Source organism: Endozoicomonas arenosclerae, from assembly GCF_001562015.1.
Lineage (GTDB): Bacteria > Pseudomonadota > Gammaproteobacteria > Pseudomonadales > Endozoicomonadaceae > Endozoicomonas_A > Endozoicomonas_A arenosclerae.
In genome coordinates, this window is the sequence record NZ_LASA01000060.1 from 87,650 (window position 1) to 112,607 (window position 24,958).

Annotated in this window: 28 protein-coding genes; 14 read left to right on the plus strand and 14 right to left on the minus strand. The window is 48.2% G+C overall.

What is annotated here, in order from left to right; translation table 11 throughout:
• Positions 1-57: 57 nt before the first annotated feature.
• From urtE to urtA, 5 genes are all read right to left on the minus strand, one after another.
• Positions 58-753 carry an urea ABC transporter ATP-binding subunit UrtE gene (gene urtE, locus WG89_RS08140; RefSeq protein WP_062264003.1) on the minus strand — a complete coding sequence of 232 codons (696 nt, stop codon included), beginning with the start codon at positions 751-753 and terminating at the stop codon, positions 58-60.
• 18 nt (positions 754-771) lie between these two features.
• Complete coding sequence (urtD, locus tag WG89_RS08145; RefSeq protein ID WP_062264006.1) at positions 772-1,554, minus strand: urea ABC transporter ATP-binding protein UrtD; 783 nt, start codon at positions 1,552-1,554, stop codon at positions 772-774.
• Entirely contained in the window at positions 1,544-2,722 is a 1,179-nt protein-coding gene (urtC, locus tag WG89_RS08150) for an urea ABC transporter permease subunit UrtC (RefSeq protein WP_245662887.1), read from the minus strand. The genes urtD and urtC overlap by 11 nt, the downstream gene beginning before the upstream one ends.
• Positions 2,723-2,725: 3 nt before the next feature.
• Entirely contained in the window at positions 2,726-4,351 is a 1,626-nt protein-coding gene (urtB, locus tag WG89_RS08155) for an urea ABC transporter permease subunit UrtB (RefSeq protein ID WP_062264009.1), read from the minus strand.
• A gap of 120 nt (positions 4,352-4,471) precedes the next feature.
• Entirely contained in the window at positions 4,472-5,779 is a 1,308-nt protein-coding gene (gene urtA / locus WG89_RS08160) for an urea ABC transporter substrate-binding protein (RefSeq protein WP_062264012.1), read from the minus strand.
• Between the two features lie 329 nt (positions 5,780-6,108).
• Between urtA and WG89_RS08165 the strand changes: the two genes are divergently transcribed.
• The 8 genes from WG89_RS08165 to WG89_RS08200 are packed head-to-tail and all read left to right on the plus strand — an operon-like array spanning position 6,109 to position 11,574.
• On the plus strand, positions 6,109-7,035 hold the full coding sequence (locus tag WG89_RS08165; RefSeq protein ID WP_062264016.1) for an urease accessory protein UreD: 927 nt from the start codon (positions 6,109-6,111) through the stop codon (positions 7,033-7,035).
• A 43-nt stretch (positions 7,036-7,078) separates the two neighbouring features.
• Entirely contained in the window at positions 7,079-7,381 is a 303-nt protein-coding gene (locus WG89_RS08170) for an urease subunit gamma (RefSeq protein ID WP_062264019.1), read from the plus strand.
• Positions 7,382-7,395: 14 nt separating this feature from the next.
• On the plus strand, positions 7,396-7,716 hold the full coding sequence (locus tag WG89_RS08175; protein ID WP_062264022.1) for an urease subunit beta: 321 nt from the start codon (positions 7,396-7,398) through the stop codon (positions 7,714-7,716).
• A complete protein-coding gene (gene ureC / locus WG89_RS08180) occupies positions 7,716-9,422 on the plus strand; it encodes an urease subunit alpha (RefSeq protein WP_062264025.1) in 1,707 nt (568 codons plus the stop codon). Before WG89_RS08175 ends, ureC begins: the two co-directional genes overlap by 1 nt.
• Positions 9,423-9,476: 54 nt before the next feature.
• On the plus strand, positions 9,477-9,965 hold the full coding sequence (ureE, locus tag WG89_RS08185; RefSeq protein WP_062264027.1) for an urease accessory protein UreE: 489 nt from the start codon (positions 9,477-9,479) through the stop codon (positions 9,963-9,965).
• On the plus strand, positions 9,955-10,623 hold the full coding sequence (locus tag WG89_RS08190) for an urease accessory protein UreF (RefSeq protein ID WP_062264030.1): 669 nt from the start codon (positions 9,955-9,957) through the stop codon (positions 10,621-10,623). Before ureE ends, WG89_RS08190 begins: the two co-directional genes overlap by 11 nt.
• A gap of 11 nt (positions 10,624-10,634) precedes the next feature.
• On the plus strand, positions 10,635-11,300 hold the full coding sequence (gene ureG / locus WG89_RS08195; protein ID WP_062264033.1) for an urease accessory protein UreG: 666 nt from the start codon (positions 10,635-10,637) through the stop codon (positions 11,298-11,300).
• Positions 11,301-11,349: 49 nt separating this feature from the next.
• On the plus strand, positions 11,350-11,574 hold the full coding sequence (locus WG89_RS08200) for a HupE/UreJ family protein (protein ID WP_062264036.1): 225 nt from the start codon (positions 11,350-11,352) through the stop codon (positions 11,572-11,574).
• Positions 11,575-11,623: 49 nt separating this feature from the next.
• On the opposite strand, the gene WG89_RS08205 is transcribed toward WG89_RS08200, so the two are convergent.
• The 3 genes from WG89_RS08205 to WG89_RS08215 all read right to left on the minus strand — a co-directional run bounded on the left by WG89_RS08205 (position 11,624) and on the right by WG89_RS08215 (position 14,523).
• Positions 11,624-12,844 carry a hypothetical protein gene (locus WG89_RS08205; RefSeq protein WP_062264039.1) on the minus strand — a complete coding sequence of 407 codons (1,221 nt, stop codon included), beginning with the start codon at positions 12,842-12,844 and terminating at the stop codon, positions 11,624-11,626.
• Positions 12,845-12,946: 102 nt separating this feature from the next.
• Positions 12,947-13,675 (minus strand): SDR family NAD(P)-dependent oxidoreductase, encoded by a 729-nt coding sequence (locus WG89_RS08210; protein ID WP_062264042.1) that lies wholly within the window; start codon positions 13,673-13,675, stop codon positions 12,947-12,949.
• Between the two features lie 416 nt (positions 13,676-14,091).
• A complete protein-coding gene (locus WG89_RS08215) occupies positions 14,092-14,523 on the minus strand; it encodes a DUF4124 domain-containing protein (protein ID WP_172806746.1) in 432 nt (143 codons plus the stop codon).
• Positions 14,524-15,001: 478 nt separating this feature from the next.
• Here WG89_RS08215 and WG89_RS08220 point away from each other — a divergent pair, with 478 nt between their 5' ends.
• Positions 15,002-16,720, plus strand: a complete 1,719-nt coding sequence (locus WG89_RS08220) for an acetolactate synthase 3 large subunit (RefSeq protein ID WP_079253724.1) — start codon at positions 15,002-15,004, stop codon at positions 16,718-16,720.
• Complete coding sequence (ilvN, locus tag WG89_RS08225; RefSeq protein WP_062264051.1) at positions 16,720-17,211, plus strand: acetolactate synthase small subunit; 492 nt, start codon at positions 16,720-16,722, stop codon at positions 17,209-17,211. Before WG89_RS08220 ends, ilvN begins: the two co-directional genes overlap by 1 nt.
• Positions 17,212-17,308: 97 nt before the next feature.
• Here ilvN and WG89_RS08230 read toward each other — a convergent pair whose 3' ends face one another.
• A complete protein-coding gene (locus tag WG89_RS08230) occupies positions 17,309-18,046 on the minus strand; it encodes a hypothetical protein (protein WP_062264055.1) in 738 nt (245 codons plus the stop codon).
• Between the two features lie 131 nt (positions 18,047-18,177).
• Positions 18,178-19,041: an HTH-type transcriptional activator IlvY gene (gene ilvY / locus WG89_RS08235; protein ID WP_062264057.1), complete on the minus strand. Its 864-nt coding sequence runs from the start codon at positions 19,039-19,041 to the stop codon at positions 18,178-18,180.
• A gap of 140 nt (positions 19,042-19,181) precedes the next feature.
• Between ilvY and ilvC the strand changes: the two genes are divergently transcribed.
• The 3 genes from ilvC (at position 19,182) to WG89_RS08250 (ending at position 21,718) form a co-directional block, all read left to right on the plus strand.
• Entirely contained in the window at positions 19,182-20,198 is a 1,017-nt protein-coding gene (ilvC, locus tag WG89_RS08240) for a ketol-acid reductoisomerase (protein WP_062264060.1), read from the plus strand.
• A gap of 103 nt (positions 20,199-20,301) precedes the next feature.
• On the plus strand, positions 20,302-21,234 hold the full coding sequence (locus tag WG89_RS08245) for a DMT family transporter (RefSeq protein WP_062264063.1): 933 nt from the start codon (positions 20,302-20,304) through the stop codon (positions 21,232-21,234).
• 37 nt (positions 21,235-21,271) lie between these two features.
• A complete protein-coding gene (locus WG89_RS08250) occupies positions 21,272-21,718 on the plus strand; it encodes a MaoC/PaaZ C-terminal domain-containing protein (protein ID WP_062264066.1) in 447 nt (148 codons plus the stop codon).
• Positions 21,719-21,767: 49 nt separating this feature from the next.
• Here the strand turns inward: WG89_RS08250 and WG89_RS08255 are convergent, their stop codons facing one another.
• From WG89_RS08255 to WG89_RS08270, 4 genes are all read right to left on the minus strand, one after another.
• Entirely contained in the window at positions 21,768-22,172 is a 405-nt protein-coding gene (locus tag WG89_RS08255) for a hypothetical protein (protein WP_062264070.1), read from the minus strand.
• Positions 22,173-22,365: 193 nt separating this feature from the next.
• Positions 22,366-23,025 carry a DUF2959 domain-containing protein gene (locus tag WG89_RS08260; protein ID WP_216638452.1) on the minus strand — a complete coding sequence of 220 codons (660 nt, stop codon included), beginning with the start codon at positions 23,023-23,025 and terminating at the stop codon, positions 22,366-22,368.
• Between the two features lie 4 nt (positions 23,026-23,029).
• A complete protein-coding gene (locus WG89_RS33225; protein WP_479686490.1) occupies positions 23,030-23,284 on the minus strand; it encodes a YqaE/Pmp3 family membrane protein in 255 nt (84 codons plus the stop codon).
• 22 nt (positions 23,285-23,306) lie between these two features.
• Positions 23,307-24,035 carry a phosphorylase family protein gene (locus WG89_RS08270; protein ID WP_079253725.1) on the minus strand — a complete coding sequence of 243 codons (729 nt, stop codon included), beginning with the start codon at positions 24,033-24,035 and terminating at the stop codon, positions 23,307-23,309.
• A gap of 245 nt (positions 24,036-24,280) precedes the next feature.
• On the opposite strand from WG89_RS08270, the gene WG89_RS08275 reads away from it, so the two are divergent.
• A complete protein-coding gene (locus WG89_RS08275) occupies positions 24,281-24,796 on the plus strand; it encodes a glutaminase (protein ID WP_062264076.1) in 516 nt (171 codons plus the stop codon).
• Positions 24,797-24,958: the final 162 nt, after the last annotated feature.

A 24,958-nucleotide genomic window follows, 5' to 3' on the forward strand; every position in this document is an offset into this window, starting at 1 on the left:
TCAGCCATGGTTGGATGAATACAGAAGAATAATCTTGCTGTATTCATCTCGATACCTCTATACCGTCATCAACCGCCGGACTTCTTCTTCATTCATCTCACTGCCCGCACCTGAAAGCACAAGCTCTCCACGATCCAGTACCGCATATTGATCTGCAAGATCACGGGCAAACTCGAAGTATTGCTCAACCAGTAAGATGGCCATTTCTCCACGGTCTCTTAACATACCTATCACAGACTGGATGTCCTTGATGATGGAGGGTTGAATACCTTCTGTGGGCTCATCGAGTATCAGCAGTTCCGGCTTGGTGACAAGAGCTCGGGCAATTGCCAGCTGTTGTTGCTGACCACCTGAAAGGTCGCCTCCCCGGCGATGCCGCATATCCAGTAGAACAGGGAAGAGATCATAGATTTCACGATCAACTTTGCGTTCTGCTCTTGGCAAACAGGCAAATCCGGTTTCCAGGTTTTCCTGAACAGTAAGCAGGGGGAAAATTTGCCGCCCCTGGGGAACATAAGCAATGCCTTGCTTGGCTCTTTGATGGGAAGACTGACCGTTTATGGACCGGTCTTTCCAGAGGATCTGGCCGGCAGAAGCTGAAACTCGTCCTGCTACAGCATTCATTAATGTGGTTTTACCCACACCGTTTCGACCCATAATGCTGGTCACCTGACCTTTATCTGCATTCAGTGATACAGATTTCAGAGTCTGGCTGGCTCCGTAAAAAACATCTATGTTCTGAACTTCAAGCATGCTTTCTCCAGCTTGGGGCTATCTTCCCAGATAAACGTCGATGACTTGTTGATCCTGCTGCACATGTTCCAGCGATCCCTCGGCCAGTACACTGCCCTCATGAAGCACCATTACTCGGCAATCCAGCGCCTTGATAAAGGCCATATCATGCTCGACAACCACAACACTTCTTTCTGATGACAGCTCTCTTAACAGGTCTGCGGTTCTGAAGGTTTCTTCATCGGTCATGCCCGCTGCAGGCTCATCTATCAATAGAAGCTCAGGGTCCTGAAGCAATAGCATGCCTATTTCAAGCCACTGTTTTTGGCCATGGGAGAGAGAGGCTCCAGTGAAATCACGGCGATCCTGAAGCCGGATTTTTTCAAGCGCTTCGTCAATCTTGTTTGCACCTTCTGAAGACAAGCCTTTAAACATTGACTCAAAAGGTGAGCGGCGTCCTTTCAATGCCAGTTCAAGGTTTTCCCAGACTGTCAGGCTTTCAATGACGGAAGGTTTCTGAAACTTGCGACCAATACCCAGATTGGCCACTTCGGCTTCGTCGTGTCGAGTCAGGTCTATAGAGCTTTTGAGTTGCATTGAGCTATTTGGGTTAAAAAGCACGTCACCTGTATCAGGTCGGGTTTTACCAGTAATAACATCCATCATGGTGCTTTTACCTGCACCGTTAGGGCCGATAATGGCTCTGAGCTCCTGATTCTTTACCAGAAATGACAGGTTGTTCAGGGCTTTAAAACCATCGAAGCTAACGGTCACATTATCCAGGTACAGTAGCGTGTCATCAGGAATGTGTTTATCGACCATGATCAACTACCTCTTTGTCCTGAGTCCCGGATGACGGTTTTATAAATCTCTTTTTGGCTTGTTCGTAGAGTCCCACGACACCTCTCGGTAACCAGAGTGTTGTAACAACAAACAAGGCACCCAGGGCGAACAGCCAGGCATCGGGCATGGCACCGGTAAACCAGGTCTTGGCGTAATTGACCAGCAGAGCACCAATGATTGCGCCGTAAAGCGTGCCTCGTCCGCCAACAGCAACCCAGACAACCAGTTCAATAGAGTTAATGGGAGAAAACTCGCCCGGATTGATGATGCCGACCTGTGGCACATAAAGTGCGCCAGCAATACCAGCCAGAATGGCAGAGACTACAAAGGCAACCAGCTTGTAATGCTCAACCCGGTAACCAATAAAGCGAGTGCGGCTCTCAGCATCTCTTACAGCCATTAAAACCCTGCCGTAGCGAGAATTGACCAGCCATCTGCAAAGCAAATAGCCCAGTCCCAAAGCCAACGCTGAAAGCATTAAAAGAACAACCCGGGTGCTATCACTCTGTAAACTGAAACCGAGAATATCCTTAAAGTCGGTGAGACCGTTGTTGCCGCCAAAGCCGAAGTCATTCTGAAAGAACATCAGCATCAGGGCATAAGTCAGTGCCTGGGTAATAATGGAGAGATAGACGCCGGTAACCCTTGATCTGAAGGCCAGCCATCCAAACAGAAAGGCCAGTAAACCTGGCACCAGTGCCACCATAAACATGGCGAACCAGAATGAGTCAAAGCCCTGCCAGTACCAGGGCAGTTCCTGCCAGTTCAGAAAGACCATAAAGTCGGGCAGTTCAGGGTTTCCGTAAACGCCTCGATCACCAATCTGACGCATCAGATACATGCCCATGGCGTAGCCGCCCAGAGCAAAGAAAGCGCCGTGGCCGAGACTGAGAATACCGCAGTAACCCCAAACCAGATCCAGAGCAAGAGCCAGAAGGCCAAAGCAAAGATACTTACCAAGCAGAGTAACAGTGTAACTACTCACATGAAGAGCTGAACCTTCAGGCACAAACTGATTCAATCCGGAAACAATAATGCTGACGGCAAAGACAGCGATCAAAAGCCACTTTCCTGCCGGGTCATCCAAAAGAAAACGACAAAGTGGTCCTTTCCCTTTCATGCTTGTGGATAATGTTGCTGAACTCATTGATCAGTCCTCCACCGCACGACCTTTCAGGGCAAACAGCCCCTTGGGTCTTTTCTGAATAAACAGAATAATGAAAACCAGCACCAGGATTTTGGCGACTACAGCGCCAGCCCAGGGTTCCAGTAATTTATTGACCACGCCCAGTCCCATAGCCGCAACCAAAGTGCCCCAGAGGTTTCCGACACCGCCAAAGACCACGACCATAAAGGAGTCGATAATGTAGTTTTGACCCAGGTTGGGACCGACATTTGTCAGTTGAGACAGCGCAACACCAGCGACACCGGCAATGCCAGAACCCAGTCCGAAAGTCAGGGCATCAACACGGCTGGTATGAATCCCCATGGAACTGGCCATGGCGCGGTTCTGGGTAACAGCCCGCATATTCAAGCCAAAACGGGTATGGCGGAGAATAAACAGCAACGTTAGAAAAACAGCCAGACTGAAGCCAATGATGTAAACCCGGTTCCAGGTCAGGGAAAGGGCATCGTTAATGATCCAGGAGCCACTCATCCACTCGGGAGTCGAGACCGCCTGGTTCAGAGGTGAGAAAATAGTTCTGACAGCCTGCTGCAATATCAGGCTGATACCAAAAGTAGCCAGAAGGGTTTCCAGAGGTCTACCATAAAGGTGTCGTATGACCAGGCGCTCAATCAGTATGCCGACAGAGCCAGCGACAATAAATGCCATTGGCACTGCAATAAACAGAGATTGTTCAATCAGAGATGGAAAAGCCGATTGAATAACAAAGGTGGTGTAGGCACCCAGCATCATCATTTCGCCGTGAGCCATGTTGATTACGCCCATAACGCCAAAGGTGATGGCAAGGCCTATAGCGGCCAGAAGCAGAACAGAACCCAGGCTTAAACCAAAGAACATACTTTCAACGGCGGAATAGTAATCCTGTCGACGATCCAGATCGGCCAGAGCACTGTGAATCCCCTGAAGAAGCTGCTTGTCCTTTGTAGTATTTTTGGCAGACTCAAGTGCTGAGCGGACAATGGGGTTGTCTGATTCTGCGAGGGTTTTAAGGCTTTCCAGTTTGAGCTCATCGCTGCCCTGTTGAAAGTTGTAGAGGGCGATAGCGGTTGTCAGAGCTGCTTGAACATCGGTATCCGTTTCCTGTTCAACCATCCCTTCCAGCAGTGGGAGTGTGCTGACGTTAATGTCTTTTGAGATTTCCTTGACAGCCTGAAGGCGTTTATCAGGATCTTCCGATTTCAGGTCCCAGAGAGCCAGTGCGGTTTTGATGGAGTTTCGCAGCCGATTGTTGATTCTGACTTTTTTCAGACTGCGTTTTTTGACTTCTCCCCATGCGTCTCCACTGATGGGATCTGAAATAAGATAGGTTCGACCTGATTTTTCTGCGGTTACCAGCCTTTGGGTCTTTTTCTCGATAAATAATTGACCCGATAACCAAAGGGTCAGAATGTTCTGGCTTTCATCATCACCTTTGACAGAAAGACGGGTGATGGCGGTCTCCAGTTTGTCCCATGACTTTTCACCCAGCATGGTGGCCAGTTCTTCATTGCTGCTCGCATCGCTGCTGGCAAGAACCTGTCCGGGTGCAGAAAAGACAAAAAGAAGACAGAGGCATACTAACGGCAATGCTTGCCAGAGTCTCCAGTTCATAGAATGTCCAATGAATAAATAGGTTGGTTGCCTGTCATACTTCAGACAGGCTTAAGGGGCATGGCATCAAAGGTGTGACCCTTTCATGCCATTTGGCTGCAAAAAATAACGGCGTATGGATCAGTAGTTCTGACCGGAGCAAACACCGGATTGCAGGTTGTAGTTACCGCACTTGATGGGAGCAGACCAGTCAGCCACGATTTTTGAACTCTCTGGCAGGTAGTTGGTCCAGGCATCGCCAATGACACCGCCTTTGGTTTCCCAGACAATTTCAAACTGGCCATCATCCTGGATCTCACCAATCAGAACCGGCTTGGTCAGGTGGTGGTTAGTGTTCATAACCGCAGTGCCACCGGTCAGGTTGGGAACAGTAATGCCGTACATGGCAGGGCGAACGCTGTCTACGCTGGTGGAACCTGATTTCTCAACGGCTTTGGCCCACATGTTGAAACCAATATAAGTGGCTTCCATGGGATCATTGGAAACGCGCTCTTCATTTTTGGTGAATGCCTGCCAGGTTTCGATGAACTCGTCGTTGATTTCACTCTCAGCACTCATGAAGTAGTTCCAGGCAGCCAAATGGCCCACCAGAGGCGCCGTATCAATGCCTGACAGTTCTTCTTCACCTACAGAGAAGGCAATAACCGGAATGTTTTCAGCTGCAATGCCCTGGTTAGCCAGCTCTTTATAGAAAGGTACATTGGCGTCACCGTTAATGGTTGAGATCACCGCTGTCTTCTTACCGGCATTACCGAACTTTTTGATATCAGAGACAATGGTCTGCCAGTCTGAATGACCAAACGGGGTGTAATTGATCAGGATGTCGGATTCTTTCACACCCTTACTCTTCAGATAGGATTCCAGAATCTTGTTAGTGGTTCTTGGGTAGACATAGTCTGTACCGGCAAGAACAAAACGTTTAACGCTCCCTCCGTCGGCACTCATCAGATAGTCAACCGCTGGAATAGCCTGCTGGTTGGGTGCGGCACCGGTGTAAAAAACGTTTTTGGAAGATTCTTCTCCCTCGTACTGAACCGGGTAGAACATCAGGCCGTTCAGTTCTTCAACAACTGGAAGGACTGACTTTCGGGATACAGAAGTCCAGCCACCAAAAATGACATCGACTTTTTCTTTTGCCAGAAGCTCACGGGCTTTTTCAGCAAACAGAGGCCAGTCTGAGGCCGGATCAACAACAACCGCTTCCAGCTTTTTACCCAGCAGACCACCCTTCTTGTTCTGTTCATCCACCATCATCAGAACAGTGTCTTTCAAAGTGGTTTCACTGATGGCCATGGTACCGGACAGGGAATGCAGAACACCCACCTTAATGGTATCTGCAGCCTGGGAGATGACTGAAAAGGACAGCGCTGCTGTAGCAGCAGATGCTGTCAGCAAGCCTTTCGAGAGTTTTTTGAGGGAGCTCTTCATGGTTGTTATTGACCCTTGTTGTTCTTGTGTGCGACTGGGGAATCAGCAATGTGTGTGCCAATATTGACAGGATCTGTCGTCCATCCTGTTATCGTCTCCCTTTCAGGGTGCTTGTTAAGGTGAATCTCTTAATATCGCCTTGACAGCACATGCCTTATTTCAGAACATCGCATTCACCAAGTTGGTTCGTACGCACTGTTTTGAGGCGCGTCAGCTGACTATCTGGTTAAGAAAATCGCTAGAACAGCCATGGGCTGCCTGAAAATAATCAATAAAAATGGAACATCTTTTGCAAGCCAGAGATGACCTTTAACATGAAGGGCTGATGTATGGGGCTGGCATTTAATCCATTATCAAATTTGCGAGCAAATCTGAGTTTCCAAACTGATACCGATCAGGGTGACATTATCTCTGAGGGCAAGGTGTCTGGAGACAAGGGCTGGCGTGCCGGTATTGCTGTTGAGTTGAGTTATCATGATGGCCATACCCGTATGGGCCGTACGCGCCATTATGGACCGTTGCGAATTCAGCGCCCGTTTTGGCCAGAAGGCAAAGATCTTGCTCATCTCTATATTCTTCATCCCCCCGGTGGGCTGGTTGCAGGTGATGAACTGCTGCAAAGCTTTGAAGCCCAAGAAGGTGCTGCCGGTTTAGTTACAACCCCTGCTGCAGGCAAAGTCTACTTCAATGGCAACGGTCAGCTTCAGAAACAGTTAACGTCACTGGTCGTTCAAGATCAGGCGTGTCTGGAGTGGCTGCCTCAGGAAACCATCATCTTTAATGGTGCAGAAGCTGAGTTGAATACCTCGGTGGAGCTGACAGGCAGTGGCCGTTATGCAGGCTGGGATATTGTCTGTCTGGGCCGTAAAGCCAGTGGTGAAGCCTTTGAGCAAGGTAAGGTCATCCAGAATCTTCAGATTACGCTCAACGATCAGGCTATTTACCGGGAACGACTGGAACTGGCTGCCGATTCATCGCTGGCTCAGTCCCTGCTGGGACTGAATGGCAAACATGTCTTTGGCTCATTGCTTATGACTCTTGAGCAAGATCCCGGTTGTGAGCACCTTCATGAAATTCTGGAAATCCATGGCTGGTCAAACTGTGCTGCTATTACCTGGCGAAATGGTGTTTTCATTGCCCGTTATCTAGGCAGCTCGCCAGAACAAGCCAGAAAAGTATTCACCGAATTATGGCGTGAGCTGCGTCCCAAGCTGAACGGCAGGGCGGGTTGTACCCCCAGAATTTGGAATACCTGAACGATTCTTTTGAAAAACAACAAGAATACATTGGAGTGCTCTCATGGAGCTGACACCCAGAGAAAAAGACAAGCTGCTGTTATATACGGCTGCGCTTGTGGCTGAACGTCGCCTTGGTCGTGGAGTGAAACTGAACTACCCGGAATCCATAGCGCTGATTTCCATGCATATCATGGAAGGTGCAAGAGACGGGAAGACCGTAGCTCAGCTGATGAATGAAGGGCGTGAAATCCTGACTCGTGACAATGTGATGGAAGGTATTCCTGAAATGATTCACGAAGTTCAGGTTGAGGCGACTTTCCCTGATGGCACCAAGTTGGTCACCGTCCACAATCCCATTGCTTAATAGTCGGAGGTTTTATGATTCCAGGTGAAGTCATTGCCTCTGATGAGGCTATTGAAATCAACGAAGGCCGGGAAACCTGTGTGGTCACGGTTGCCAATACCGGAGACAGACCTGTTCAGGTGGGCTCCCATTATCACTTCTACGAGGTCAATCCGGCTCTGGATTTTGATCGTGAAACCACCCTTGGTTTCCGGCTGAATATCCCAGCAGGAACAGCTGTTCGCTTCGAGCCGGGCCAGGATCGGGAAGTTGAGCTGGTGAAATTTGCCGGGGAAGGCAAAATCTATGGCTTCCGTGGTGATGTCATGGGTGATCTTGAGAAGGGAGACCAGTAATGGCAAGAATGGAACGTCAAACCTATGTGGACATGTTTGGTCCTACCGTAGGCGACAAAGTACGTCTTGGCGATACCGATCTGTTCATCAGCCCGGAAAAAGATTTTACGGTCTATGGTGACGAAGTTAAATTCGGTGGTGGCAAGGTCATCCGTGACGGCATGGGTCAGAGCCAGAGAACTGGTTCTGAAGTTGTGGATACCGTCATTACCAATGCTTTGATTCTGGATCATTGGGGCATAGTGAAAGCCGATATCGGCATCAAGAGTGGCCGGATAGAGAAGATTGGCAAGGCGGGTAATCCCGATGTTCAGGCGGGTGTCGACATTATTATCGGCCCCGGTACCGAGGTCATTGCCGGAGAAGGGCAGATAGTTACTGCCGGCGGTATTGATGCCCATATCCACTTTATTTGTCCCCAGCAGATCGAAGAAGCCCTAGCCTCTGGTGTCACGACCATGTTGGGCGGTGGAACAGGCCCTGCAACGGGAACCAATGCGACGACCTGTACACCGGGTGAGTGGCATATGAGTTCAATGCTTCAGGCTGTCGATAGTCTACCCATGAATATTGGTTTTCTGGGTAAAGGTAACGGCAGCTTGCCTGCTGCATTGGAAGAGCAGGTTCTGGCTGGAGCTATGGGAATGAAGCTGCATGAGGACTGGGGAACAACACCTGCTTCCATAGATTGTTGTCTGGGTGTGGCGGAAAAATACGACATTCAGGTAGCAATACATACCGACACTCTGAATGAATCAGGTTTTGTAGAAGATACCATTGCAGCCTTCAAAGGCAGAGTTATCCATACCTACCACACTGAAGGTGCCGGTGGTGGTCATGCCCCCGATATCATCAAGGCCTGTGGTGAGGATTTTGTTCTACCGTCGTCTACCAACCCTACTCGTCCCTACACTATCAATACTGTAGATGAGCATCTGGACATGTTGATGGTCTGCCATCACCTTGATCCGAATATTCCCGAAGATGTGGCTTTTGCTGATTCCCGTATCCGCAGGGAAACCATTGCAGCTGAAGATATTCTGCATGATCTGGGGGCTTTCTCGATGATTGCTTCAGATTCTCAGGCCATGGGCCGGGTTGGTGAAGTGGTATGCAGAACCTGGCAGACAGCTCACAAGATGAAAGTGCAGCGTGGACTGTTGCCAGAAGACAGTTCAGCAGGTGTGGATAACTTCAGGGCTCGACGCTATGTGGCCAAATACACCATGAATCCAGCAATCACTCATGGCATTTCCCATGAAGTGGGTTCCATTGAGCCGGGCAAGCTGGCCGATCTGGTGTTATGGAAACCAGCATTCTTTGGTACCAAGCCTTCTCTGGTACTGAAAGGTGGGGCAATAGCTATGGCACCCATGGGCGATCCCAATGCCTCTATCCCAACACCTCAACCTGTTCATTATCGCCCCATGTTTGGTGCATTGGGTAAGACAGTGTCCGCTACTTCCCTGTCCTTTGTTTCTCAGGCCGCTTTTGAAAACGACATTGGACGTAAGTTGGGGCTGAATAAAGTAGTGTCTGCAGTTAAAAACACTCGCTCTATTCGCAAGAAAGATATGTTGCTGAATACCTGGCAGCCTCATATGGAGGTTAATCCGGAAACCTATGAAGTTCGCGCTGATGGTGAGCTGCTTGTCTGTGCACCTGCAGAAGTGGTTCCTTTAGCTCAGCGGTACTTCCTGTTTTAAATCTGATTTGTTTTGCATCGTTAAATAAGAGTTAAGGAAAAAGGAAAATAATAAATGCTGAAGTTAACCGGGCGCCTGCAGGAAACTGATGTTCAGCACAACGATGAGCTTTTGTTGCCTTTTGATGAGCGCAAGCGTGGCCGCCTTAAAGCCGTCACCACCAGTGGCAGGGAAGCTGGAATCTTTATTGAGAGAGGGGATGTACTCAGAGATGGCACCTTGCTTCAGGCTGAGAGTGGCGAGGTGGTTCTGGTCCGCGCCAGTGATGAAGAGGTGACAACAGCCTGTTGTGATGACCCCCTGACATTCTCAAAAGCGTGTTATCACTTGGGTAATCGCCATGTCCCCCTGCAGATAGGTAATAACTGGCTGCGTTACCAGAAAGACCATGTTCTGGATGAGATGGTGGAGCTATTAGGCTTGCAGGTGGATCACACTCAAGCTCCCTTTGAGCCTGAAAATGGTGCTTACGCCAAGGGACATAGTCACCACCATCATCATGGTGAGCACAGCCATGAGCCGGTAGAAAGCCATGAACACTGACGCTCTGCTTGGCCTTTTACATATCTCCAGCCCTGCGCTTCCAGTGGGTGCTTTTGCTTATTCCCAAGGGCTGGAAACCGCTATTGATCGACAGTGGTGTTATGACCGGGAATCCACCTGTAGCTGGATTTCCGAGCTGCTAACGCAGGGTATGGGTCGTCTGGATGTACCTGCTTTCTACCGACTGTTTGATGCTTTTGAGTCAGAAGATCGACAGACTGTTGAATACTGGAATAACCAGTTGCTGGCTTTTCGGGAAACGCGTGAGCTATACGACGAAGACTGTCAGGTCGGCAAAGCCTTCAAAACCTGGCTGCAGTCTTTGTATCCAGAGGAGTCCAGAGCCCAATGGCTGGAAAAACCGACACAGGCGGCCATGTTTGCACTGTCCTGTCTTTGTCACGGTATGGATAAGGAGACTGCGGCCATAGGCTTGCTTTGGTCATGGTGTGAAAATCAGGTGGCTGGCGCAACCAAAGCGGTTCCCCTTGGGCAGACGGACGCCCAGAAAATACTGCAGCATCTGGCCCATGAAATAGCGACTGTACTTGCCAGCTCGAAAACGATTAAAGATCACGAAATGGGAAATAACCTGGTGCATTACGCCATGGCCAGCAGCTGGCATGAGCACCAGTATTCAAGACTGTTCAGATCCTAGGAAAAAGAAAAATGACAACTAAGCAACCTCAAACACTTCGCGTTGGTGTAGGTGGTCCGGTAGGATCAGGCAAAACAGCGCTGCTCACAAAACTCTGTGCTTCCATGCGAAAGCATTACAATCTGGCTGTTGTCACCAATGATATTTATACGAAAGAAGATGCTCAGTTTCTGATTCGTCATGAAGCGCTGGAAGAAGATCGAATCATTGGTGTGGAAACCGGCGGTTGCCCCCATACAGCCATTCGAGAAGATGCCTCCATGAATCTGGCGGCAGTGGATGAGCTTTGTCAGCGTCATCCGGGKCTGGAAATGGTGCTGGTTGAATCCGGTGGCGATAACCTGAGTGCCACGTTCAGCCCGGAACTGTCCGATCTCACTATCTATGTAATCGATGTCTCCGCTGGGGATAAAATCCCTCGTAAAGGTGGGCCGGGTATTACCCGCTCTGATTTGTTGATCATTAATAAAACCGATCTGGCGCCGATTGTTGGAGCCTCTCTGGAAGTAATGGACAGGGATGCGAAAAAGATGCGTGGCGATCGACCTTTCCTGTTCACAAACCTTAAGGCTGAGCAGGGTGTTCGCGAAGTGATCGACTTTATTGTTGACAAAGGCATGCTGGAAGCGAAAATGCCTGAAAAACAAGATCATGAACCGACAGCCGTGAGCGTGTAAAGTTTCACTTTATTAAGTTCATGATAAATATAAAAAGGGGTAGTACAAAATGAATAAACTGGGAACAGTTGCTACAGCCTTTGCTACTGCAATGGCTTCTTCTCAGGTTCTCGCTCATCCGGGAGATCACTCCGAGGGTGGTGTTTTCTCCATGTTGATGCACTTTCTGACAGAGCCTGACCATATGGTATTTATCGGTATCACCGGTGCTCTGGCCTGCTTTTCTTATCGTGTCTATAAAAAGATCAATGCTGGCAAGAAGCATCAGGGTTGATTGATTGGGCCGGGCAGGCTCACTGCCCGGCTATTCTTGAGCTGTTTAGCTACAGCACTCCATTGGGCTGCTTCAAATATTCTTTCAGTGAATAGATGTGCAGGTCTGTGTATTCATTCTCCTTTTCATGCCATACAGTGACCAGTAGATATTGGCCGTCATGACTGACAGCAGCTGATGTTGGGTAGCCACTGGTGAAAGGAAAATGCCTGTAAAGTGTGCTTTGATGACCTGTTTTCAAATCAATGGATAAAACTTTATTGGGCAGGAAGAACGTTTCTGCTTTACGTTTTTCATGTTTCCTGTAGTCCAGATAAAACTGCAGAGGAGCAGGTCTGCTTACGGCACTGATATCCTGAAGAGTAATTAATAATTTTTGTCCGTTGTCGTATAGCTGGGCATTTTCAATAAAGGACTCCTGATCCCCTGATTGATTGAACACCGTTGCCTTTTTAAGGTTATCCAGACCGTAGCTATAAACATCGCCATAATCGAAGGCAAAGAGTTTGCCATCGTTACTGGTCAGTGCTCCATCCCCGCCGTCCGTTTTCAGCTTTGAAACTTTTGGGGTGTCAGAAGATGGATCAACGACCTTGTAGGTCACTAAGCTATGAGGCAACCAGGCAGAAGAGCCGTCTGGAGTCACTGCTACGCCGTCATCGCCTCCATAGCCAGGCCAGCCATACCAGTCAGGCATGGGAATGGCTGTGACATCCATTTTATCCGGGTTGACTGAAATACGATTCAGCCAGCGTTTTCCATTGCTGTACTGGTCGTCGGCTTTGGTCGTTTCCAGCGAGACAAAGTAGACATAATCACCTTTCTCTGTTGCTGATAAAGAGAAACTTGTTACTGGAAACACGCTGCCCTTCATGCCTGTGCCTGGATTGTAATCCAGCCTTTTGATGGGCTTACCATCTTTCAGAATAAATCCATAAACTCCGTTGGTGATGTCATAGCCCGGAAAGTTGGTAAAAGCCATCACATACAGAATCTCGGTATCACCCTGTTTTACGAAAATAGCTGAATTGGCCGCACCGGTTATATCCAATCGAGTGATCAATTCGCCTTTTTCATAATCCACCAGGTCTGCTCCCTGGTTGCCGGATATGACGGCCAGTGAACTGAAAGGTGACACAACTGTACTGTATGCATGATTGGAGACGTTGGAGATCGTTTTTCCGCCCAGGGGCTGGTTGATGGGAAAGGCTTGGGCAGGAACAGAAAAATACAGAGCCAGAATCACTGACAGACCGTGAAGAAACTTCATAACTCATACTTTTATGGGGAAGGTATGAAGAAGATAGATGCTGTGGGAGAAGGTGAAAGATGCATATTATTTATATACACCTTTCATTGAGAAGAGATGGGTTCAGTTCAGGCTAATGGTCTTTGCATTCATACAGCTGTCTTCAACAACAGACAGGGCTTTTTCTGCAAACTCAGTGGGTGAAGTAGTACGTTTGCTGGCTGGAATGATTTCTGCCATTCCGTTCAGTCCAAAGCGAATAGAATCACCGGTAGCCGGTTCAATGGTATTCACCCGGATGCCATAGGCATCAAATTCCTTGGCCAGGGGAATGCCCATTCTGGCTACAGCGTCTTTGGATGCACGACAGGCGTCCTGACCTACCTTACCTTCGCTTTCTGCGACGCAGGCGGTATTAATAATCACGCCGCTTTCGCCGCTGGCATTACGCTGGTTGCATTTCATCTTCTTGGCAGCAGCCTGGAGGATATTAAAAGTCCCCATCAGGTTGGTTTGCAGAATTTGATGATAGCGGCTGGAGGCTTTCTTAAAACCTTCGTCTTCGTCATTAGCGGCATTCAGGCTGGGGCAGCCAGAATTGACGACTACGTTTACGCAGCCAAAAATTTTCTGTGCGGTATCAAGCGCGGCATCAATAGACTTTTCGTCAGTGACATCGGCGTGCTGAAAAATTGCTTTCTGGCCATAGTGTTGAGCCAGTTTGTGTCCCGCTTCGTCGTTTACATCCAGGATGGCAACATTAGCGCCAGCCTCAAGGAAGGCTTTTACGGTGGCTTTTCCCAAACCGGTTGCCCCACCGGTTACGACTGCGGTTAAACCTTTAACTTGCATTGTGTATACCTTATTGCGACGACTGATTTATTGTTATTTTGCTGTTAACGCAACAGTTGTTCAGGCAGTGCCATTATATAGGTGTTACTGCGTATAAGAAATAACTCTGTTGAACTACTCCGGATATCTGATCGGAAAAAGTTTAGTTCCCTGTCGGCAGGAGTGCTCGAAATATCGACTTTTACTTTAAAGAGGAACAGCCTTCAGGATGAAATCATTTATCTTTATAGGTGTTATAAGTTGGTAGGGTTTGTTTGGAGTTGTTTCATTTGTTAACTATTTAAATCGCTTTATAACACTTTTAAGAGGTAGAAGGTTTTATGCCTTTTATTATTGAGGTTGAGTTTCAGAAAGGGTCTGAAATCACTTCTCACCCTTCGGAGTGAGAAATGATTTCATTGAAGATGACTCATTGATTAGAGGCAGAACTTTTTCATTTGCTGGCGAATTCGATCTCTTTCCCTTTCCCGACCTTCATCCCCGAGAATTTCGAAACTGCCGTCGGTTTTATTCAGACGAACCTGGTCTTCACTGTCCAGTGTCTCAAGGTTGTCCTTCAGTTTTTTGCAGTAGGCCAGAACTTCGGGATTCTGATCTGGTTTGGAAGGATCATTGGAGGTAGATTCTGAGTCAGCTGAGGGGACTCCTGAGGGTAGAGGCTTTTCCGACATATCCTCATCGGGTTCATCCAGGCTGGTAATGACTTCTGTATCGACATTCGCCAGAGGTGGTCTGGAGGAGTAATGAGTGGTGCCGTTCTCATCAACCCATTTGAAGATTCTGTCTGCCTGGACAGGAATGGTGAGGCAAACCGTCAGCAGCAGAGTCAGGGCGCTTATTGCTTTCATGCCGATCATCCTTGAGTGTTGGCCAAACTGAGCGATTCTGCTTCGAACAGTCCGGTATCATCAGATTTTTTGTGGTTATTACTCTAAATGTATGCAATTTCCGCGATTCTGCTTCGTCAGACTATTGACTCTGCTGCGGCGACGGTAAAGAATGTCACCTCCCGGCGCTGCCCAATCAGGTGACTTCGGGGTTTTATGCGACAATCCGGGGGAGTTATCCATGCCTCCCGATAAGAGCATTCCTTGGAATGCTGACAGGTGAGCCTTGCCGGGCGTCATTTGCCAGATTCCTGACCCTACCCACACAGGAATGTTGAGGCCTTGAATGCAGCAAATACTGCCAAGCAGTATATGCCGTGGAAAAAAGAGAGGCCGGAGTCCCTAACCGCTCAGACAGCATGGGCTGGTCTGCAGCATTAACTCAGCGGCGTCAAGCCGATTCATTTCTAATAATTAGTACTGCCGAGGGTAAGCACACGTGGAGCTTTTATCCGGCGCGGACATGGTGGTCCGTTCACTGGCTGATGAAGGGGTAGAGTACATCTACGGGTATCCTGGTGGAGCCCTGTTGCACGTCTACGATGCGATATTCAGACAAAAAGAAGTCACCCATATTCTGGTGCGCCATGAACAGGCCGCTACCCATATGGCTGACGGCTATGCCCGGGCTACAGGTAAGCCTGGCGTGGCACTGGTTACATCAGGACCAGGTGCTACAAACACAATAACCGGTATTGCTACTGCCTATATGGATTCCATTCCCATGGTAGTGCTTTCAGGCCAGGTGCCTTCCGGCTTTATCGGAACCGATATGTTCCAGGAAGTGGACATGGTGGGTATTTCCCGTCCCATCGTTAAGCACAGTTTCCTGGTGAAAAAGGCAGAAGATATTCCAGAGGTTATCCGCAAGGCATTCCATATTGCCCAGACCGGAAGACCCGGACCTGTCGTGGTGGATATTCCCAAAGATATCACCGACCTGACCAAAAAATACGAATACCAATACCCGGACAAAGTTAAGATCCGTTCTTACAATCCGCCAGCCAAAGGCCACAACGGACAGATTCGCAAAGCCGTTGAATTGCTGATGAAGGCTCGCAGGCCGGTTATCTATGCCGGTGGTGGTGTTGTTCTGGGTCAGGCTTCAGACCTTCTGACCGAGCTGGCCAGAAAGTTGAACGTTCCGGTGACTAATACCCTGAATGGTCTGGGTGGGTTCCCCGGTTCAGATCGTCAGTTTATCGGTATGCTGGGCATGCACGGCAGCTATTGCGCCAACAAAACCATGCATCACTCCGATCTGATTCTGGCCATTGGTGCCCGTTTTGATGATCGGGTGACCAACAATACTGAGAAGTTCTGTCCGGACGCCAAGATCATTCATATCGATATTGATCCGGCCAGTATTTCCAAAACTGTGACTGCAGACATTCCTATCGTTGGGCCTGTAGATACCGTTCTGGAGAATATGCTTCGTCAGCTTGATGAATATCAGGGTTCGCAGGATGATGCAGCGCTGGCCGAATGGTGGGCGAGCATTGATTCCTGGAGAGAAAGAGGCCTGTTCCCTTACGAAAAGGGTGAAGGCATTCTCAAGCCTCAGCAGGTTATTGAGTCTCTGTATCAGGTGACCAAGGGCGATGCTTATGTGACCTCTGACGTAGGTCAGCACCAGATGTTTGCGGCCCAGTATTATCGCTTTAACAAGCCGAATCGCTGGATCAACTCCGGAGGCTTGGGCACCATGGGTTTCGGCCTGCCTGCGGCCATGGGCATCAAACTGAACTTTCCTGACCAGGATGTTGCCTGTGTCACCGGGGAAGGCAGCATACAGATGAATATCCAGGAATTGTCCACCTGTCTGCAGTATGACCTGAACGTTAAGATTATAAATGTGAATAATCAGGCGCTCGGCATGGTACGTCAGTGGCAGGATATGCAGTATGACAGCCGCTACTCCCACTCCTATATGGAGTCTCTGCCTGACTTCGTTAAACTGGCAGAGTCTTATGGTCATGTAGGTATGAGAGTGACCCGTCCGGAAGAATTGTTGCCTGCCATGGAAGAAGCCTTCTCCCTGAAAGATCGTCTGGTCTTCATGGATATCCAGGTGGACCCCAACGAGCATGTGTATCCGATGCAAATCAAAGACGGCAACATGTGTGACCTGTGGCTCAGCAAGACGGAGAGAACCTGATGAGACGGATTATCTCTGTACTGGTAGAAAACGAACCGGGTGCTCTGTCACGTATTGTCGGGCTGTTTTCCCAGCGTAACTACAACATCGAAACACTGACCGTTGCTCCAACAGAAGATGCGACCTTGTCTCGTCTGACAGTCACCACTTCAGGTAATCCTCAGGTTATTGAGCAGATTACCAAGCAACTGAACAAGCTGATTGATGTAGTTAAGCTGGTGGACCTGACAGAAGGTCATCATGTTGAACGTGAGCTGATGCTGATCAAGGTGCGTGCAAGTGGTCCTTTGAGAGCTGAAGTTAAACGTACGGCGGATATCTTCCGTGGTCAGATAGTGGATGTAACCAGCTCGGTTTACACCATTCAACTGACCGGTACCCAGGACAAGCTGGATGGCTTTATCGAATCCATAGGTCAGGCCCAGGTGCTGGAAGTGGTTCGTAGCGGTATCACGGGTATTGCCCGTGGTGAAAAGGTGCTTAGCCTTTAATCGCTGACCGCCCTGCAATACTCCTTGTGGGGCAATGTCATGACACTCTCTTTCAGAAAGGAGAGTGTCATGAATACTTTCTCATCGCACTCAGTTGTTAAAGCCTGCAAATGGGCTCCTCTCCTTCCTTGATTCGAACAATATTATTCGGATACTTCTTAATTAATTCATCCCAGCTGTCCAGGTTCTTTTTATGGACGGACTCGTTAGTTTGACTCATGAGTCTTGGGGTTAATACATTCAGATCTGGATCGACAATCACTCTTCTGCCTTCCATTGCTGCTGAGTCGGCCAGTTGTTTTACGGCGTCTTCTGAATCGTATCCAACAATGGCAACATTCTTCAGTTTATGAAGCTTTAAAAGATTCGTTAAATCACCTTCAATCCATGCAAGGTATTCATCCGCTGAGTGAATAATGACAAAGTCTTCCGGATTTTCCGGTTCGGTGGTTTGAACCAGGTTGCGATAATAGAAGGTTTTGAATTGTTTTTTAGCCATCTCTTCCAGAACAGCAAGAAGCATTTTTGGCTGATCGTCAGAAGACGGTTTTAATTGCACGTTTAAGAACAATACGTCGTCGTCATCAGAAAACTCTTCCAATAATCCGACGCTGGCTCGAATACTTTCTTCTTTCTCATTAAAGGCAAAACGTGGAAGAGCTGATGCTGAATAAAGATTTCCATAACTCATATCCACTGTCATGATCAGGACTTTTTCACCCTGCACAAGCATACTGTCAATATAAGTAATAAGGCTTTCCAAGTCTGCCCGGACAGGAAGAACAGCGAATAGAAAGCAGATCAGTGCAGCACAAAAAACGGATTTGGGAAACACGTCTGATAACCCTTAAATAAACAAGGGGAGGGATCATTAACCGAAAGGAGTTAATGATCTTCAGAATAGCCGGAAGTAATCAAAATAATATTCACTTAATAGTGGGGAACATCGGTTTCATCGTGTTGTTATTACAACAGCTCCCAGAAGGCTTGAATCAACGGGCTTTTTAATTTCTTTTCAAGCACACACAAACCGACATCATAAGCAGCCAGCCAGGGTTTTATATCCAGAATTTTTACCTTGTCAGACAGTGGGCTGTTATCAAGAACAATCTGTGGCACAACACCTATGCCGAATCCAAGACTGACCATACTGACAATGGCTTCATTGCCTGCTACCTGGGCATAGATTTTGGGCTTTATTCTTTTTGCTGAAAACCATCGATCCACACGCTGCCGACCAATACCTTTCTCAGAAAGAATCATGGGTGTACGGCTCCAGTCTTCGATACTCTGAGGGGTCTCTATCTCACCGGAAGCAGGACCTATGAATACCAGAGGGGAGAGCCCAATGCTGTGGAACTTAATCTCGGTGGGTAACTGATCCGGGCGAGCAGAAATGGCTATGTCTTCTTTTCCGGAAGTCACCAGATCAATGGCTGAGTCAGGGTCGCCGGTGTGAAGTTTAATCTCTATTCTCGGGTAACGGTGACGGAACCGCCTGAGAATGTCGTAAAGAAAGCTGTAGCTGGCTGTCACGGAGCAATAAACACTGATTTCACCTTTCAGCTCTTTGGATTCGGCCATTAACTCATTTCTAATCGAAGACCATTGAACCAGAGCTTCCCGGGCATATTTCTCAAATTTAATGCCCTCTGCCGTCAGGCTGACACTGCGATTGTCCCGTTCAAACAGGCCGACACCCAGCTTTTCTTCCAGATGCTGAATGCTTCTGCTCAGAGTGGATGGGCTGATGTGGCAGGCTGCACTCGCGCGGCCAAAATGGAGTGTTTCAGCCAGACTCAGGAAGTGCTGCAGGGGCTTGAGGTCCATATTTCGTTATTTCTTAAAATGAAACGTTATGTTGCAAATATATCATTTTACGCAATAACCTGCCTGCTTTATTCTCCACATCAACGTTTTCAGCCCGGACAATAACGAATAATCCGGGGCGTTTTACTCAGGAATCCGTCATGAAAGTTTATTACGATAAAGACTGTGATCTCTCCATCATCCGTGGCAAGAAAGTATCCATCATCGGCTACGGCTCTCAGGGGCATGCCCATGCCAACAACCTGAAAGATTCCGGTGTGGATGTCACCATTGGTCTGCGTAAAAACTCTGCCTCTGTTGCCAAAGCAGAATCTGCTGGTCTGAATGTACTGGATGTACCTTCTGCGGTAGCTCAGGCTGACGTGGTTATGATCCTGACTCCGGACGAATTCCAGTCCCAGCTGTACAAGAGTGAAATTGAGCCTAACCTGAAGCAGGGTGCGACTCTGGCATTTGCTCACGGTTTCTCCATTCACTACAACCAGGTCGTGCCACGCGCTGATCTGGACGTAATCATGATCGCCCCTAAGGCTCCAGGCCACACTGTTCGCTCCGAGTTTGTAAAAGGCGGCGGTATTCCAGATCTGGTTGCTATTTATCAGGACGCTACCGGCAAGGCCAAAGACCTGGCTCTGTCCTACGCTTCCGGTGTGGGTGGTGGTCGTACCGGCATCATCGAAACTACGTTTAAAGACGAAACTGAAACAGACCTGTTTGGTGAGCAGGCTGTACTGTGCGGTGGTGCTGTAGAACTGGTTAAAGCCGGTTTCGAAACACTGACCGAAGCCGGTTATGCGCCTGAAATGGCTTACTTCGAATGCCTGCATGAGCTGAAACTGATCGTAGACCTGATGTACGAAGGCGGCATTGCCAACATGAACTACTCCATCTCCAATAATGCGGAGTACGGTGAGTATGTGACAGGCCCTGAAGTTATCAATGATGAGTCTCGTCAGGCCATGCGCAATGCACTGAAGCGGATTCAGAATGGTGAGTATGCCAAGATGTTTATCACTGAAGGCGCTATGAACTATCCATCCATGACGGCTTATCGTCGTAACAATGCCGCTCACCCGATTGAGAAGACCGGTGCCAAGCTGCGTGAAATGATGCCCTGGATCACTGAGAACCAGCTGGTTGATAAAGACAAGAACTGATTATTGACAATCCGTTCTTAAAAAAAGGCGCCTTGTGCGCCTTTTTTTGTTGTTATAAATGTAAACAGAGTTCCTTTTTTTCCTATCCCTCAGGAGCAGTACTTTGAGAAAAAAGATCGCCCATCTGAAGGCGCAGCCACACATCCTTGCAATACTGGGGTTGGTGCTGGCCACACTCTGCTGGGGGGGTAACAGTGTTGCGGGCCGGATGAGTGTGGGAGACATTCCTCCGGTGGCGCTGTCATTCTGGCGTTGGACACTGGCTTTCCTGATTCTGTTTTCGTTTACCGGAAAGAGTCTGATCCGCAAGAGAAAGGAGATTTTTCAAAGCCGCTACAAGTTGCTTGCTCTGGGCTTTTTCAGTATTGCCTGCTTTAACACACTGCTCTACATTGCCGCACAATCTACCCAGGCGGTGAATCTTGCTCTGATACAGATTGCCTTGCCTGTCATCACCATGATTCTGGCAGTTCCTTTACTGAGTATCTATCCGAAAAAGCGTCAGCTTATAGGTATGGGGATTGCCATTCCGGGCTTACTGACCATTTTCAGTAAGGGGGAATGGTCCATGTTAGCCAGCCTTGATTTTGGTCGGGGTGACATGATTATGTTTGTCGCTACCTGCTGCTGGGGTTTTTATACGGTTCTATTGAAGCGTTTTGAACTGCCTGTATCAGGGGCTCAGCTGCTGACGACTCTGGTCGGGATCGGGGTGATGATTCTGTTTCCATTTTATCTTTGGGAATTTTCGATCAGAGGTGGCTTCTCCGTGAATGCAAAAGCTCTGTATCTGATCAGTTACGTGGTCATGTTCGCTTCATTGGTAGCCTATATATCATGGAACTTTGGTGTGTCTGTGCTCGGGGCAAATACAGCAGCCATGTTTAATTTTCTGATCCCTGTCTTCTCAGCTATGTTCGCAATTCCCATTCTTGGAGAGACGCTCCATCAATACCACTTGATAGCAGCAGGTCTTATTTTTACAGGGCTTTGGATAGCTAACAGGAAGTATGCTTCATCAGAGAGTCCGGGTTAGACTCCCTGTGCGAATGCATGAATAAGGAATAATAAGAATGATGTATTACGAAGATCTGGAGCTGAATCAAAGCAAAATCAGTGAGCAGACTCATGAAGTGACAGCAGAGGAAATCAAGGCGTTTGCCGGTCAATGGGATCCCATGCCATTTCATCTCGATGAGGAAGTGGCCAGCCTCTCTCCGATGGGAGGTTTGTTTGCCTCCAGTCTTCATACTGTGGCCATCGGCACAAAGCTTGGACACACCATGATTGATGAAGACATAGCCATTCTTGCTGGATTGGGGTGGGATGAATTGCGTTTCCCAAAGCCAGTTATGGTGGGAGACGTTCTACGTTGCAAAAGTGAAATTGTGGATAAAAGGGTTTCTAACAGTAAACCTGACCGAGGCATTGTAGTGACACAGATGACGGTTACCAATCAGAATGAGGAGGTGATAGCTACTTACAAGTTCACCAATATGGTGTTTAGAAGGCCAGAATAATTATGAAGGGCTGAATAATTTATTGATTCAGCCCTTCATAGGTTTCCAGTTATTTTACTTCACACTTTAGTTCTGACAGGCCTTCGGGCTTTTCAATACTGCATTCAATTCCATTCTTGAAAATCGCTCTGTTATTCCCAACAAGTGTGTAGGAGCAGCCATTGCCCCATGTATAAGTATCCCCATTCCGGGTAATATGATTCTCAGAATTGGTGGAGTGGCTGTTATTGTAATTGACTACTTCAGTGTTCATATCCCGGAAGTTGGATGGTTGATTCCTTTTGGTCTTTTCCCAGGAGGATTGATATGCAAGATCGTAACCGAAATAAGTGCCCGGCAGGTAACCCAGCTGGAATATAACGGAATTACACTTAGCTGTGTAATTGAGGTCTTCTGCATTGGCAATCGATACCAGCAAAGAGCAGAGTAAGACGGCGGTAGCTTTAAGTTTCATAACGATGTCCTCGTTTAAATAGTTACAGTTTTGATATAGAGACTGCAGATTTGGACAATCGTGGAGCAGAAGTGTTCCATTAAGAACAAGGATTGTGAGAGTTGGTTAGGCGTACTGACAAGCTGTTTAGCGGTACTTACAGGGAAGGAAGAGGCTGCCTGAGTCCGGGAAATCTAGCCCAGGCAGCTGAGTGTTACTGCTGTTTCAACGTAGCAACAAATTTTCGGGATTCGTCAATCGATCTCTGCATGTCGCGCAACAGACGGTCAATATCTGACTTGATTGAGCCAAACTCACCTTTCAATGCAGAAATAGCCTGAGCATTCAGATTGTGCTTCAAATACAGCACCTGATCCTGGAAGGCATTCAGCACTGGCTGCATACGCTTTTCTGATTGTTCCATGCTAGCCAGCATACGCTTGTATTGACGACGGGTATCGCTCAGCTTTTGCTGACTTGAGCGACGAAGGCTGGCACTTGAATAGAGGTCGAGTTCTTCTTCCCATTCTTCAAACAAGGCTTCTGATACATCTTTAACGCCTTGAATGCGACTTCTAACTTCTTCTGCTGAAGCAACACTGTCTTCGTATTCAGTGTTTAGCTGATCATACAGTGCTTCCAGATCTCCGCCATTAAAGCTGACAACGCTTCGAAACTGATCCAGAGCTGAACGGAACTGCTCCTGAGCTTCTTCCTGGGCTGTCTGAGAACTCTCTATGCGATCAACCATGATATCGCGCTTATGGATGCCGACTTTCTCCATAGCGCTGTAATAAGTGCTCTGACAACCTGTCATAAAAACTGCCGCCATCAACAGAAGTGCGGGCATTCCTATTCGAGACACGGTAGGCATGGTATTACTCATCCTGGCTTTTAATGGCTTTGATGACTTCCTGGTTGCGCTTGTCGGCCAGGTGACTGTTGACAACAAACAGAGCGTGAATAATTCCTGGGATCCAGCCCAGCAGAGTGAGAATAATATTAAGAATCATCTGTCCCGGCTTGCCACATAAGATAACCGCTATTGGCGGTAGCAGAATGGCCAGAAAGTAACGCATGGTGTCTCCCTTTGCTGAGTCTGGCAGTCTTCCTGAATAGAAGACTGCTTCCATTAATGTCTGTTGTTTTACTTTTCTATGCTGCAGCAGTATCCGATTGCAGAGCAAGCAAATCAAGCAGCCGAAGGACTTCTTCCTGCAAGTTTTTAGAAGCCAGGGCAAGGTTGGCAGCGAACTCGTCAGCAGTACTGTGTTCACTGTCCATCAGGTCGGTGACCGATTTAATGGCAACCAGCGGGGTTTTATAGTGTGAGGCTATCCAGGCAATAGCGGCGGCTTCCATCTCTTTATTCACAATCTCTTCTTCACGGAGAATAGCCTCGTCGGTTGGGCTCATATCCAGAGAGTTGCCTGTACAAACAGTCGATGTGGGCAGACCCAGTTGTTCAGCCAGTTCTATTGCGCTCTCGCAACGATAGTTGCCGTGCCCATAGGCTTCGTAGTTACCTCCTAAAGGGATTCGACGGTCAAAGAAGCGGATACGTTCACCAATATAGACGTCACCAATCTTGCTGCCTTTTTCTGCAAAAGCACCGCAGGTTCCGGCATTGATGACCAGATCCGGAGCAAAGTTTCGCAGAGCTTCATGGGCTGCCAGAGTTGCGGGCTGGGTACCTACGTTTTCAACGCCTAAAAGAGGATCAGAGCCATTAATAACCAGATTGATGCTGAGATTCTTGTACTGACCCGCAAAGGTTTTGCAGGGCAGTATTGGACTTATGTCGCTAGTCTCGGTGAGACCCAGCTGCTCAATGAGTGGCGCGGCTTCCTGTTTCATGGCCACAATCATTGTAATTCTTTTCATAGCGATCAATTCGGTTGGTAGTCGGGAAGCTATAGTGTCCCGTTATGAGTAGATGATTCCAATAAGTAAATTCTTATATTCATAGCGCATAATGCTGCCGTTCTGCAGGAGGTGACAAGAGATGTACTGGGTGAATAAGTGCTGATGGATGCAGAACTTAGGCTATTAAGTGTTACTCACATTGTTTTTTGACTCTGACAGGGCGTAAGCTTGGCGCCCATTTTTTACTGAGCCTGTGAGAACCGATGGAGTACAAACCGGTTTCTGAATTACAGCGTATCCTGGCTTGTCTGCCTGAAGCTGTAACTGATGCTTTTGGTCAGGGGCAGCCGGCAAACTATATCCCTGCATTGGCTGAAGTGAACCCCAACAAATTTGGTATGGCGGTCAGTACCGTAGAGGGTGAAGACTTCACAGTCGGCGATGCCGGTGAGATGTTCTCCATCCAGAGTATTTCAAAAGTATTTTCTCTCAGTCTTGCTATCAGTCACATGGGAGAAGAATTGTTCCAGCGGGTAGGTGTAGAACCTTCCGGAACCACTTTTAATTCCCTCTCCCAGTTGGAGTATGAAAACGGTATTCCCCGAAATCCTTTCATAAATGCGGGAGCGTTGGTGGTGTCTGATGCTTTGTTGGAATACGTCAGCTCCCCCAAGCAAGACTTTCTGAGCTTTGTACCAGGGCAATTGCATCAATTCAGAACGACTGAGCAAAGCAGCTTTTTCAGGTGCTTATGGTCCCACCCTGCTAGCTTCCGGTGACTCTTGATACTGCGACTTCCCTTATTGGCTTTGATAGCGTTCAGCGCAAGCCGTCTCAGAATGGAGAAATTTTCAGCCCCATTTCCTGTGCTTATCTGACATGCGTCCTCTGAAAATGCAACGTCCAAAATCCAGTGCAGATTATTCTCCACCGCCCAATGA